Origin of the sequence: Rhodococcus sp. IEGM 1381 (genome assembly GCF_030056795.1) — a bacterium.
Lineage (GTDB): Bacteria > Actinomycetota > Actinomycetes > Mycobacteriales > Mycobacteriaceae > Rhodococcoides.
The window spans coordinates 162,442-175,810 of record NZ_JASHKQ010000004.1 but is presented as its reverse complement, the minus strand read 5'-3'; the positions used below and the strand labels follow the sequence as shown (position 1 = coordinate 175,810).

At 63.8% G+C, this 13,369-nt stretch carries 12 protein-coding genes; 7 read left to right on the top strand and 5 right to left on the bottom strand.

All coding sequences use genetic code 11. The features are described from left to right. Positions 1-122 precede the first annotated feature (122 nt). A complete protein-coding gene (locus QM797_RS14180; protein WP_283276319.1) occupies positions 123-608 on the top strand; it encodes an MTB12 C-terminal domain-containing protein in 486 nt (161 codons plus the stop codon). A 39-nt stretch (positions 609-647) separates the two neighbouring features. On the opposite strand, the gene QM797_RS14175 is transcribed toward QM797_RS14180, so the two are convergent. Then, complete coding sequence (locus QM797_RS14175) at positions 648-1,508, bottom strand: tRNA (adenine-N1)-methyltransferase (protein WP_283276318.1); 861 nt, start codon at positions 1,506-1,508, stop codon at positions 648-650. Between the two features lie 344 nt (positions 1,509-1,852). On the opposite strand from QM797_RS14175, the gene QM797_RS14170 reads away from it, so the two are divergent. Together QM797_RS14170 and QM797_RS14165 are read left to right on the top strand one after the other, a co-directional pair. Further along, the gene (locus QM797_RS14170; protein ID WP_283276317.1) at positions 1,853-2,692 is read left to right on the top strand and encodes a RecB family exonuclease; all 840 of its coding nucleotides are present in this window, start codon (positions 1,853-1,855) and stop codon (positions 2,690-2,692) included. Further along, entirely contained in the window at positions 2,689-3,501 is an 813-nt protein-coding gene (locus tag QM797_RS14165; RefSeq protein ID WP_283276256.1) for a thioesterase family protein, read from the top strand. Before QM797_RS14170 ends, QM797_RS14165 begins: the two co-directional genes overlap by 4 nt. 20 nt (positions 3,502-3,521) lie before the next feature. On the opposite strand, the gene hisG is transcribed toward QM797_RS14165, so the two are convergent. The 4 genes from hisG to metH are packed head-to-tail and all read right to left on the bottom strand — an operon-like array spanning position 3,522 to position 8,976. Then, the gene (hisG, locus tag QM797_RS14160) at positions 3,522-4,373 is read right to left on the bottom strand and encodes an ATP phosphoribosyltransferase (RefSeq protein ID WP_283276255.1); all 852 of its coding nucleotides are present in this window, start codon (positions 4,371-4,373) and stop codon (positions 3,522-3,524) included. A gap of 49 nt (positions 4,374-4,422) precedes the next feature. Beyond that, on the bottom strand, positions 4,423-4,704 hold the full coding sequence (locus QM797_RS14155; RefSeq protein WP_283276254.1) for a phosphoribosyl-ATP diphosphatase: 282 nt from the start codon (positions 4,702-4,704) through the stop codon (positions 4,423-4,425). A 41-nt stretch (positions 4,705-4,745) separates the two neighbouring features. Beyond that, on the bottom strand, positions 4,746-5,414 hold the full coding sequence (locus QM797_RS14150) for an HAD family hydrolase (RefSeq protein ID WP_283276253.1): 669 nt from the start codon (positions 5,412-5,414) through the stop codon (positions 4,746-4,748). After that, entirely contained in the window at positions 5,407-8,976 is a 3,570-nt protein-coding gene (gene metH, locus QM797_RS14145) for a methionine synthase (protein WP_283276252.1), read from the bottom strand. Before metH ends, QM797_RS14150 begins: the two co-directional genes overlap by 8 nt. A gap of 161 nt (positions 8,977-9,137) precedes the next feature. Here metH and QM797_RS14140 point away from each other — a divergent pair, with 161 nt between their 5' ends. The 4 genes from QM797_RS14140 (at position 9,138) to QM797_RS14125 (ending at position 13,277) form a co-directional block, all read left to right on the top strand. Further along, complete coding sequence (locus QM797_RS14140; RefSeq protein WP_283276316.1) at positions 9,138-10,043, top strand: PAC2 family protein; 906 nt, start codon at positions 9,138-9,140, stop codon at positions 10,041-10,043. A 101-nt stretch (positions 10,044-10,144) separates the two neighbouring features. Continuing rightward, the gene (locus QM797_RS14135; RefSeq protein ID WP_283276251.1) at positions 10,145-10,492 is read left to right on the top strand and encodes a molybdopterin oxidoreductase; all 348 of its coding nucleotides are present in this window, start codon (positions 10,145-10,147) and stop codon (positions 10,490-10,492) included. Further along, complete coding sequence (gene nirB, locus QM797_RS14130; RefSeq protein ID WP_283276250.1) at positions 10,492-12,981, top strand: nitrite reductase large subunit NirB; 2,490 nt, start codon at positions 10,492-10,494, stop codon at positions 12,979-12,981. The genes QM797_RS14135 and nirB overlap by 1 nt, the downstream gene beginning before the upstream one ends. After that, positions 12,978-13,277 (top strand): Rieske (2Fe-2S) protein, encoded by a 300-nt coding sequence (locus QM797_RS14125; protein WP_094618388.1) that lies wholly within the window; start codon positions 12,978-12,980, stop codon positions 13,275-13,277. Before nirB ends, QM797_RS14125 begins: the two co-directional genes overlap by 4 nt. Positions 13,278-13,369: the final 92 nt, after the last annotated feature.

The window sequence follows — 13,369 nt, the reverse complement described above, 5'->3', positions numbered from 1 at the left end:
ACACCACGATCGGGCGTGGCTGCAGCACGCCTCGACTGCACCCCAACCCCGGCCGGGGTCATGTTAGCCTCACCTGACAAAACAGTGGACGGACTACGGAAACAGGGGCTTCACCAGTGAAGATGCGCATATTCTCGGCGAGCGTCGCACTCACGGCGGCGGCGATATCGGTGGCCGGGTGCAGCACCGCGGATGAGTCCGATCACGCTGATCACAATTCGACGTCGGCCGGGGATTCTGTCGGCGCGACGACCGACGTGCCTGCTGTTGCGGCACCGACGGCTGATGAACTCGAAGCCTCGCTGCTGCAGCTGGTGGCACCGAACGTCGACGCGGCAACCAAAGCGGCCGCGGTCGAGAACGGTCAGACGCGTCTGACGAACCTCGACACCATGACCGCCGCGCTGGCGAACTACGGCACGATCACCTTCGAGGTTGCCCAGCCGACCGTCGAGGGCGAGACGTCCACTGCCGACGTCGCGATAGCCACCCCGCGAGGAACGGCGGCACCCTCACCGCAGACCTGGGTCCTGATCGACGGCACATGGAAGCTTTCCGACGCCAGCACCTGCCAGATTCTCGCGATGGGGCAAGCGCCCTGCGCCTGAAGTCCGGGCCCGACCGTCGAGCGACACCGTCGTGGTGAGTCAGCCCTTACCGGACCGACGCTGCGGCTTGGGCGTGACGGTGCCCTCGGCGAGGCGTCGGACACTCACAAGGAATGCCGTGTGCCCCTGCATACGATGCTCGGGCCGAACCGCCAGTCCCACGACGTGCCAACCCCGGACCATCGATTCCCACGAACGGGGTTCGGTCCAGCATTCTTGTGCGCGTAGGGCTTCGACGACCTTGGACAGCTGCGTCACCGTGGCGACGTAGACCAGCAGCACTCCGCCCGGAACGAGAGCCTTCGATACGGCGGGCAGTGCGTCCCAGGGAGCCAGCATGTCGAGAACCACCCGATCCACCTGCTCCCCCGGTCGATCGACACCGAACTGATCCACGTCGGCCACCGTCAGATACCAGTTGGACGGCCGCTCGCCGAAGAACGTCTCGACGTTCTTGATCGCGTAGTCGGCATGGTCCTGGCGGATCTCGTACGAGATGACCGTTCCTGCGGTACCGACCGCACGTAGCAGCGAGCACGTCAGAGCGCCCGATCCGGCACCGGCCTCGAGGACGCGGGCTCCGGGGAACATATCGCCCTCGTGGACTATCTGCGCTGCATCCTTGGGGTAGATGACCTGCGCGCCGCGTGGCATCGACAGCACGTAGTCGGTCAACAGCGGCCGAAGCGCAAGGTACGGGGTGCCGTTGACGGAGGTGACGACGCTGCCCTCGTCGGCTCCGAGCAACTTGTCGTGAGTGATTCCACCTCGATGGGTGTGGAATTCCTTGCCGGCCTCGAGCACCACCGTGTAGTGCCTGCCCTTGCCGTCGGTGAGCTGCACTCGATCTCCGACACGGAAGGGCCCACTGCGGGCGGGGCCGGTCGGAACCGGTGCGATGGAGTTCTCCTCCGCAGTCGGGACACGGTCGAGTTCGATCTCGTCGACCGTGGCGGTGACCACGTCGTCCGCACTCGGAACCGGAACATCGACGAGCGCGTCGACCTCGGCCCCGTCGGTCGACGCGGACGCGGAATCACCGGTGGACACAGCAGAACCTGCTTTCGTTGTTCGGTTCGACGACCGACCGGAACGGGCAGGCGTCGGGGACGACTCGACGTGCCAGACTACGGCCTTGACCGAAGATGTCGGACCAGCGGCATAGTCTCGCAGTCGTGAGTATTTCCGTGTCGACCCCCATCGACTTGCCACTACTCGACCTCGGCGACAGTAAGAGACCGCCACTGTCGGTGCCGAACCCTCGAAGCAAGCCGGCGTTGTCGCCATCTCGCGCAGGCGATTTCAAACAGTGCCCTCTCCTCTACCGCTTTCGCGCTGTCGACCGCATTCCCGAGGTCTCCACCGAAGCTCAGGTCAAAGGAACTGTGGTGCATGCCGCACTGGAAGCCCTGTATGCGCTGCCTGCGCAGGACCGAGTGCCGACGACTGCGCGCGACCTTGTCGATCCGGCGTGGGAGCGAGTGGTTGCCCAGTCGCCCGACATCGAGTCGTTGGTTCCGGTCGACGAGCGGACTGCATTTCTCGATCGTGCTCGCGCTCTGGTCGACGGATACTACGAACTCGAGGATCCCACTCACTTCGAGCCCGAGTCCTGCGAGCAACGGGTGGAGATCGATCTGGACGACGGCACGCCGCTGCGGGGATTCATCGATCGAATCGACGTCGCACCCAACGGCATGATTCGCGTCGTCGACTACAAGACCGGTCGGGCACCGCGCGAGTTCACCGAGTCCAAGGCGTTGTTCCAGATGAAGTTCTACGCCCTGATGATCATGCGTATGCGCGGAGTCGTTCCGGCGCAACTGAAATTGATGTACCTGGCCGACAAGCAGGAACTGACCTACGCTCCGGACGAAGACGAGCTGCGTAGGTTCGAGCGCATGCTGTCCGCCATCTGGAAAGCGATTCTGGCCGCAGGTGAGACCGGTGATTTCCGCGCCAAGAAAGGCGCACTGTGCAAGTGGTGCGACCACCAGGCCCTGTGCCCCGAGTTCGGCGGCACTCCCCCGCCTTACCCGGGTTGGCCGCAGGCCGCATCGGAACAGACGGAGCCCGAGCTGTGACGATTCCGGACGCCTTCTTCGATCCCGCCGGTGTCAGCAAGGACGGCTTCGAGCGGGTCACCGCCACCGAGAACACCGTCAGTCTGTGGGCACCGACGATGCAGCACGGTGCTCCGCCGTCCGCTCTGCTGGTCCGTGCACTCGAGCGCGTCGACGCTCGGGAGGACACCCGTATCAGTCGAGTCGCGGTCGACATACTCGGTCCGGTTCCGGTCGCGGACATCGAGATTCGGGCATGGACGCAGCGGCCCGGGGGCAACGTCGAACTCGTCGTCGCCGAATTGTGGGCGGAAAGTTCGTCCGGCACCGCTCGGGCGGTGGCTCGCGGCAGCGCGTGGCGCATGCGCACCACACAAACCGAGGACGTCGAACACGTCGGAGACCCGGTGATGAAGTCGGTCGGGGACGGAGTCGACTACACCTTCGGGGGCACGTGGTCGTCGGGCTATCTCGACGCCGTCGAGTTCAAGATTCTCACCGGGCTCGGCACCGATGGTCCCGGTCAGATTTGGGCCAGGCCCAAACCTGTTCTCGTGCAGGGTGAATCGATGACTCCGCTGGAGCGACTGTTCTCGATTGCGGACATCGCGAACGGAATCGGCGCCAAGCTCCCGATCGACGAATGGACCTTCTTGAACACCGACCTGACGGTGCACGTGTTTCGGGTGCCTCAGGGTGACTGGGTCGGAGTCTCGGCGGAAACCTCCACCGGTCCGGACGGAATTGCCATGTGTGCTGGGACTCTCAGCGACGAATTGGGGCCGATCGGCCGCATCGCGCAGACGGTCCTGGTCCGGCGTCGCAGCTGACGGCAGCGACAGATCAGGATCTAGAAGGCGCGGCACGACCTGATGTCGGACGCAAGGATAGCTTTTGCCCCCAACTCGGCGAGCTCGTCCATGACGTTGTTGTGGACTTTGCGAGAAACCATGGCGCGCACGGCAACCCAGTTGTCGTCGACCATCGGTGCCAGCGTGGGCGACTCGATTCCCGGGGTGATCTTGACGGCCTCGTCGAGGATCGACTTGGGGCAGTCGTAATCGAGCATGAGGTACTGCTGTGCGAAGACGACTCCCTGCACGCGGGCGATGAGCTGCTTACGCGCGGAATCGGTACCCGGGGTACCTGCGCGTTCGATGAGTACGCCCTCCGAATCGCAGAGCGATTCACCGAAAGCCACGAGGTTGTTCTGGCGCAGTGACCGGCCCGATTCGACGACGTCGGCAATAGCGTCTGCGACCCCGAGCTGGATGGAGATCTCGACGGCACCGTCGAGGCGGATGACCGTGGCCTCCAACCCCCGCTGGGCCAAGTCCGCGCGCACCAGATTGGGGTAGGACGTCGCGATGCGTAGTCCGCCCAAGTCCTCGGGTGACCATTCCTTGCCCGCGGGCGCCGCGTAGCGGAATGTCGAGCGGCCGAATCCGAGCGCCAGACGCTCTTCGACGGCAGCACCCGAATCGAGCGCGAGGTCGCGGCCGGTGATGCCCAAATCCAACTGGCCGGATCCGACGTAGATCGCGATGTCCTTGGGACGGAGGAAGAAGAACTCGACACCGTTCGCCGGATCGAGAACCGTCAGGTCCTTCGAGTCGCTTCGGCGCCGATAGCCGGCCTCGCTGAGAATCTCTGCGGCGGACTCGGAGAGAGCGCCCTTGTTGGGTACGGCTACGCGCAGCATGGAGTTTTCCTTATTCGGTGAGTTCGTGGGAGACGTGCGGGTCCTTGACTCACAGATGTCGGTAGACGTCCTCGAGCTCGATGCCCCTGCCCACCATCATCACCTGAACCCAGTACAACAGCTGCGAGATTTCCTCGGCGAGCGCTTCGTCGCTTTCGTGCTCGGCCGCGATCCACACTTCACCGGCTTCTTCGAGGACCTTCTTGCCCTGGAAATGAACTCCCGCGTCCAACGCTGCGACGGTGCCCGAGCCCTCCGGGCGGGTCTTCGCGCGGTCGGTGAGCTCGGCGAACAGGGAATCGAAAGTCTTCACGGGTTCGTATTCTTTCACGTCGGTATCCAGCGGAATCAATTCGGTCGAGATTCGAGGAGTCAGCCTGCCCAGGCTCGCCGGACGTCGTCGGCGGTCAGACCTACAAGACCGTCACGAATGGTGTACCCAGGAGCCGGCGGCACGGCGATCTCGGAGGGAACCACCAGCACGGGGCATCCTGCAGTGTGCGCGGACAGTGAGCCTGTAGGCGAGTCCTCGACCGCGAGGCAGGCTCCGGCGTCCACTCCGAGCAGTGCCGCACCGCGAAGATACGGTGCCGGATGCGGTTTGCCGGTCTCCACCTCGTCGCCGGTGACCGTGATGTCGAAGTACTCGCGGCCCAACGTGTCCAGAGCGCGCTCGACCAGCCCGCGTTCGGTGTTTGTGACGAGCCCGGTGGACAAGCCCATCTCCCGCACGAGAGCGAGTGCATCCTTGGCACCCGGTCGCCACGGAATTCCCTCGGCGAACAGGTCTCCGACGCGGGCGGTCAGCCACTCGCGACCCTCGTTCAGGTGCTCGTCGGTGACCTCGACCGATGCGTGTGCCAGGACTTTGCGCAGTGCATCCCACATCGAATTTCCGAGGGTGTTCTCGCGCACTTCTGCACTGAGTTCCGTCCCGAGATTTCGTGAGTACTCACCGATAGCTACGTCCCAGATCTTCTCGGAGTCGAGCAGTGTGCCGTCCATGTCCCACAGGACACCCTGCAGGTGGGTTCTAGACATTGAAGTACTTGGCCTCCGGGTGATGAAGTACGAACGCATCGGTCGACTGTTCGGGGTGCAGCTGCAGCTCCTCGGAGAGCTTCACGCCGATCCTCTCGGGCTCGAGCAGAGCAGCGAGCTTGATCCGGTCTTCCAGATCGGGGCATGCCCCGTAGCCGAACGAGTAACGAGCACCGCGGTATTCGAGTTTGAAGTACCCCTCGGCCTCGGTGGGATCCTCTGCGGCGACCGATTTGCCGTCGGACAGTTTCAGTTCCTCGCGCACTCGGCGATGCCAATATTCGGCCAACGCCTCGGTGAGCTGCACACCGATTCCGTGCACCTCGAGATAGTCGCGGTACGAGTCGGCCGCGAACAGCTCGTTGGCGAAATCGGCAATGGGCTGGCCCATCGTCACCAGGTTCATCGGCAGAACATCTACCTGGCCGGATTCTCTTGCAGCCGAACGGGACCGAACGAAATCAGAGATGCAGAGGAAACGGTCACGGTGCTGCCGCGGGAACGTGAATCGAAAGCGTTCGGGTGCATCGGGTTCGGGCTGGGTGAGCACTACGATGTCGTCGCCCTCGGAGACCGCCGGGAAGTACCCGTACACCAGTGCGGCGTGTGCGAGTATGCCGTCGGTGCTCAGACGATCCAGCCAATACCGCAGGCGCGGTTTGCCTTCCGATTCCACCAGGTCTTCGTAGGTGGCACCTTCACCCTTGCGGGCACCGCGCAGGCCCCATTGTCCGAGGAACAGTGCACGCTCGTCGAGCAGACCCGAGTAGTCGGCCAAGGACACGCCTCGGACGATGCGAGTACCCCAGAACGGCGGGACCGGAATGTCGATATCGGCCGCGACATCGGATCGCTCGGGCACGACGACCGGTGCCTCTGCGGCCTTGCGCTTCTCCGCGATGCGCTTGGAGCGCTCGTGGCGTTCCTTGCGTTCGGCCGTCTTGGCCTTCGCGGCGAGTGCCTCCGGACTGTCCGGGGCCGGTCCCCCACCGCGTTTGGTGGTCATGATGGTGTCCATCAAACGCAGGCCCTCGAACGCGTCGCGCGCATAGTGCACGTCGCCCTCGTACACATCTTGCAGATCGTTCTCGACGTACGACCGCGTCAACGCAGCACCGCCGAGCAGGACCGGAAATTGCTCTGCCACGCCGCGGGAGTTGAGTTCGATCAGGTTGTCCTTCATGACCACCGTCGACTTGACCAGCAGTCCGGACATCCCGATCACGTCGGCACGCTTGTCGATCGCGGCTTCGAGAATGGTCGAGATCGGTTGCTTGATACCGAGATTGACGACCTCGTAGCCGTTGTTGCTCAGAATGATGTCGACGAGGTTCTTTCCGATGTCGTGGACATCGCCCTTGACGGTACCGAGCACGATACGACCTTTGCCGTCGTCGTCGGTCGCCTCCATGTGTGGCTCCAGATACGCAACCGCTGCCTTCATCACCTCGGCGGACGCGAGCACGAACGGCAGTTGCATCTGGCCGGAACCGAACAGCTCGCCCACGGTCTTCATGCCCGAGAGCAACGTCTCGTTGATGATCGCCAGCGGTGGCTTCTCGGTCATCGCGGCATCCAGATCGGCGTCGAGGCCGTTGCGTTCGCCGTCGACGATGCGGCGTTCGAGTCGCTCGAACAGTGGCAGACGACCCAGTTCCTCGGCGCGTGACTCTCGGGCCGACGCTGCCGAGACGCCCTCGAACAGCTGCATAAGCTTCTGCAACGGGTCATAGCCTTCGCGACGGCGGTCGTACACCAGATCCAGAGCAGTCTCGCGCTGCTCGTCGGGAATCTTGTTCATCGGCAGGATCTTCGACGCGTGCACGATGGCGGTGTCGAGACCGGCCTGTGTGCACTCGTGCAGGAAGACCGAGTTCAGCACCTGGCGTGCAGCGGGATTGAGACCGAACGAGATGTTCGACAACCCGAGGGTGGTGTGCACCTTCGGATACCTCTCCTTGAGCTGCCGGATCGCCTCGATGGTCTCGATACCGTCGCGTCGAACCTCTTCCTGGCCGGTGGAAATCGGGAAGGTGAGGGTATCGACGATGATGTCCTCGTGGCGCAGGCCCCAGTTCTCGGTGATGTCGGTGATCAGTCGATCTGCGACACGCACCTTCCATTCGGCCGTTCGGGCCTGCCCTTCCTCGTCGATTGTGAGGGCGACGACTGCGGCACCGTGTTCCTTGACCAGACGCATGATCTTCTGGAACCGCGAATCGGGCCCGTCGCCGTCCTCGTAGTTGACCGAGTTGACGGCGCTTCGACCGCCGAGGTGCTCGAGACCGGCTTCGAGTACGGCCGGTTCGGTGGAGTCGAGCATGATCGGCAGCGTCGACGCAGTCGCCAATCTGCTGGCGAGCGCTGCCATGTCGGCGGCACCGTCGCGGCCGACGTAGTCGATGTTCAGATCGAGCATGTGGGCGCCGTCGCGGGTTTGGTCCTTGGCGATGTCGAGGCACTTGTCGTAGTCCTCGGCCAACATCGCATCGCGAAATGCTCTCGAGCCGTTGGAGTTCGTCCGCTCACCGATCATCAGGATGCTGGCATCCTGCTCGAACGGGACGGCGCTGTACAGCGACGAGACACCAGGCTCCGGCTCAGGCCGACGTTCGAGTTTCGTTGCCCCGTGGACCATGTCGGCAACCTGGCGGATGTGCTCTGGCGTGGTGCCGCAGCAACCGCCGACCAGGGAAAGCCCGTATTCGCTCACGAAACCGCTGAGCGCCGTGGCCAATTCAGGGGCGGTCAGTGGGTACTCGGCTCCCTTGGCGCCCAGAGTCGGTAGGCCGGCATTGGGCATCACCGACACCGGAATACGCGAATGCTTGGACAGATGGCGCAGGTGCTCGCTCATTTCCGCCGGACCGGTCGCGCAATTGAGCCCGATCATGTCGATACCCAGCGGTTCGAGCGCTGCCAGCGCGGCACCGATCTCGCTGCCGACGAGCATCGCGCCCGTCGTCTCGACCGTCACGTGGGTGATGATCGGAATACGGACACCGAGCTTGTCCATCGCGTGCTGGCTGCCGATGATCGCGGCCTTGACCTGAAGCAAGTCCTGGCAGGTCTCCACCAGAATGGCATCGGCACCGCCGTCGATCATTCCCAATGCGGCTTCGGTGTACGCATCGCGCAGCCGGGCGAACGGAGCATGCCCGAGTGTGGGGAGCTTGGTGCCGGGGCCCATGGAACCCAGGACGTATCGGTCCATCCCATCGCGGCCGGGGCCCATTTCGTCGGCGGTCTCGCGTGCGAGCCGGGTGCCTTTCTCGGCCAACTCGCGGATTCGATCCTCGATGTCGTAGTCGGCCAGGTTGGGCAGGTTGCATCCGAACGTGTTCGTTTCCACGGCGTCCGCACCGGCCGCGAAGTACTCACGGTGGATCTCGCGCAGCACGTCGGGCCGGGTGGCGTTCAGAATCTCGTTGCATCCCTCGAGACCGAGAAAGTCGTCGAGAGTCAGGTCGGCGTCCTGGAGCATCGTGCCCATGGCTCCGTCGCCGATGACAACGCGACGAGAAATCGCATCGAGCAGACCGGGCTTGTGTTGATCGGGCATCTCTACAGAGTAGTGGGCACCGCAGTTCGCTCGGGTCGTAGGCTGTCGTGGTGAGTCCCCGAAACCTCGATGGCCAGTCCCCGAACGACGACGGTACCGAAAATGCGGACATTTCGGGTGCCGGCTCGGCTGTGCCTCTCGATGCCGCGTTGATCGAGGCCGTGCATGACGCTGTGGCCAACGCCACAGATCTCGATGATCTCGACGAGGACATTCCCGAGTTGCGCTCCCCCATCCTGGTGGCTGCTTTCGAGGGCTGGAACGACGCAGGCGATGCGGCGAGCGGTGCCGTCGAGCACCTGGAGCTGATCTGGGATGCCAGTCCTCTCGCCGAGCTGGACTCGGAGGACTACTACGACTACCAGGTCAACAGACCGACGGTTCGGCAGGTGGATGGTGTCACCCGTGAGATCGAGTGGCCGTCGACTCGATTGTCGGTGTGTTCACCTCCCGGCAGCGAACGTGACGTGGTGCTGCTTCGCGGCATCGAGCCGAACATGCGGTGGCGCAGTTTCTGCGACGACCTGCTCGAGTTCGTCGAACAACTCGGCGTCGAGACCGTCGTGATCCTGGGAGCACTGCTGGCCGACACCCCGCACACCAGGCCCGTTCCGGTCACCGGCACCGCATACAGCACCGAGTCGGCCGAACAGTTCAATCTCGTACAGACCCGATACGAGGGCCCGACCGGGATCACCGGCGTGTTGCAGGACGAGTGCGTCAAGGCCGGCGTCCCCGCGGTGTCGTTCTGGGCCGCCGTGCCGCACTACGTCTCGCAGCCGCCGAATCCCAAGGCGACCGTCGCACTGCTGCAGCGGGTCGAGGACGTGCTCGACATCGAGGTGCCGCTCGGCGAACTTCCCACCCAGGCGGAGGAGTGGGAAGAAACGGTCAACGAGATGACCAAGGAGGACGAGGAGATCAGCGAATACGTGCGCAGCCTCGAAGAGCGCGGCGACGCCGAGGTGGACATGTCCGACGCGATTGCGAAGATCGACGGCGACGCCATTGCAGCCGAGTTCGAGAAGTATCTGAGGCGCCGCGGCCCGGGCAACTTCGGGCTCTGACCCGAGCGCACACTATGAACCGGGGCTCGGTGAGGTATTTCTGATGCCGACGTAACGTCACCGCATCGGTGGCGTCACCCCGACACCGCAACCTCGTGGGTATGGCCAGCACACCACGATTTCTGCAAGGCGTCTTCTCCTTCTCCGGCAACGGCCTGGACAAGCCCGAGTTGATCGATCCCAGCCTGAGTTTCGTCGTGCCCGAGGGTGTGACGGCCCAACCGTTGTACTTCCGCGGAGGAAACTCCAGCGAAGAACTCGTGGTCGTGACTCTGCTGCGCGACGGTAGCCCGATGCGCATCTTCCCGATGGGAGCCAAGAGCGGGGTCAACATCCCCCTACGCGTGGTCGAGGACGTCGATCCGGACACCATCCTCGAATTGGTCGTCGCTGCCCCGGCCGGAACCACCGGAGAGGTCGTCGTCGATTTCGGTCTGGTGCTCGTCTGATGACTGCGGGCAAGCAGCGGCTGTTGGTGATCGGCAACGGAATGGCCGGTGCCCGAACGGTCGAGGAGATAATCAAACGTGATGGCAGCTCGCTGTTCGAGATCACGATGATCGGCGACGAGCCGTACGGAAACTACAACCGAATCATGCTCTCGCACGTGCTGTCCGGTGAGACCACCGTCGACGACGAGGATCTCATTCTCAATCCCATGAGCTGGTACAGCGACAACGGCGTGACACTGCATGTGGGCGATCGGGCCGTGTCGCTGGACCGTTTCTCCAAGACCGTTGTGTGCGAGAGCGGACGGTCCGTCGACTACGACGTGCTGATCATCGCGACGGGAAGCAACACGTTCTTCCCGAACATGGACGGTCTCCGCGAATCCGACGGCAGACTGGCACGTGGCGTGTTCGGCTTCCGCACCATCGCCGACACGAACGGCATGCTGCAGATGGCACAGTCACACGACGATGTCTGCGCTGTCGTCATCGGCGGCGGTCTTCTGGGCCTCGAAGCCGCGTACGGGCTGCGGACGCAAGGGCTCGACGTGAACGTGGTGCACTCCCCCGGACACTTGATGAACCAACAGCTCGACGAACGCGGTGGACGAGTGCTGCGCAACAAGATCGAGTCGCTCGGGGTCGGCGTGCACACCTCGAGGAGAACCACCTCGGTGTTGCGTTCCGAGGACGGTGTCGTCACCGGCGTGGGGTTCAACGACGGTACTTCGCTGGCTGCGGACATGGTCGTCGTTACCGCCGGAATTCGCCCCAGTGTGGACTTCGCCCGCGCGGGCGGCTTGGTGATCGAACGAGGAATCGTGGTCGACGACCAATTGCGTTGCGAGGACGAAGGATCCATCTATGCCGTCGGTGAATGCTGCCAGCATCGCGGCGAGGTGTACGGCCTCGTTGCGCCGCTGTGGGAGCAGGCCGTCGTGTTGGCCGATGTGCTCACCGGCGCGAATCCCAGTGCGGCATACCACGGTTCGCGGCTGACGACAAAACTCAAAGTGGCCGGTGTCGACGTCGCCTCGATGGGGATCACCGCCCCCGAACGCGACGACGACGAATTCGTCCAGTTCTACGAGCCCCGGAGTGGCACGTACAAATCAGTGATCGTACGTAACAACAAGCTCGTCGGGGCCACGCTGCTCGGCGACATCTCGAAGGCGAACTTCCTGACCCAGGCGTTCGACGAGAAAGTGCCACTGCCCGACGAGCGCATCAGCATGCTCTTCGATATGGGAACACCCTCTGCGGCAACAGGAGCCGCCGAATTGGCCGACGACGTCCAGGTGTGCAACTGCAACGGCGTCACCAAGGGTGCCATCGTGTCCTGCGTGCACGCCGGGGCCAAGAACCTCAGCGACGTGACCGCGAAGACCCGCGCAGGCAAGGGTTGCGGGTCGTGCAAAGGGTTGGTGAAGGACATCATTGCGTGCGCAGCGGGCGGTGCCGTCGAAACAGACCCCACCGCAGACTGGTATGTGCCGTGTATCCCGATGACGAAGCCGGAACTGCTCGATGCCGTCCGAACTCAGGATCTTCGGGCAGTGTCGCAGGTGTTCACAGCACTCGCGACCGACGGCCTGGAGGACGCCGCCGCCAAGATGCCGTTGGCGTCACTGCTGCGAACCGTGTGGGGTCCGGATTGGGTGGACGAGCGCGGCGCGTTGTTCATCAACGATCGTGTGCACGCCAATATCCAGCGGGACGGCACGTTCTCGGTGGTGCCGCAGATGAAGGGTGGCGTCACCACCCCGGATCAGTTGCGCAAGATCGCCGACGTCGCCGACAAGTATCACGTTCCGCTGGTCAAGGTAACCGGTGGACAACGCATCGACCTGCTCGGCATCAAGAAGGAAGACCTGCCGAAGGTGTGGGGCGATCTGGACATGCCCTCGGGCTTCGCGTACGGCAAGAGCATGCGCACGGTGAAAACCTGTGTGGGCAGCGACTTCTGCCGCTTCGGCCTCGGCGACTCGACTGCTCTCGGAATCGCCCTCGAAGAGCGGTTCCAAGGCTTGGAGACTCCGGCGAAGTTGAAGCTCGCGGTTGCCGGCTGCCCTCGCAACTGTTCGGAGGCACTGTGCAAGGACTTCGGCGTCGTCTCGGTGGGCGAGGACAAGTGGGAGATCTACGTCGGAGGTGCGGCCGGCGCACACATCCGCAAGGGCGATCTACTGGCCACCGTGACGGGGTCCGAGGAGGTTCTGACCCTGGCAGCCAGGTTCATTCAGCACTACCGCGAGAATGCCCAGTGGCTCGAGCGAACGTACGCGTGGGTTCCGCGCCTCGGCCTGGAAGAACTGCAGAGCGTGCTGATCGACGACCGTGACGGCATCGTGGCCGGTCTCGACGAACGAATGCAGGCGTCGGTGGACGGCTACGTCGACCCGTGGCAGGACCGCACGGCACCGAAATCACCCGCCCAGTTCACCCCGTCGCTGCCACTGCTTCCGCTGCCGCAGGTTCCGGTCCGATGAGCGTGCCGGTGGGAGCGGTGGAGGACCTGACGCCCGGTGAGGGCAGGGCCTACGTGGTGGACGGCAAGCAGGTGGCTGTATTCCTTCTCGGTGACGGTTCGGTGCGGGCCATGGACGCCATCTGCCCGCACAAGGGCGGGCCATTGGCGGACGGTCAGATCGACGGGTCTGTAGTCGTCTGCCCACTCCATCAATACACGTTCTCTCTCGACGACGGCTCCTGCCCCAGTGGTATCGACTCCGTGCGCACCTACCCCGCCGCAGTGGTGGACGGGAAAGTGACCGTGGAGCTGTAACCGGCACGGTTGAACGACTGGCACTCCGACCCCCTACCCTGTTCCAGTGAGCGATTCAGGTGAGGACGCACGGCTGGGTGCCGTCAACGCGT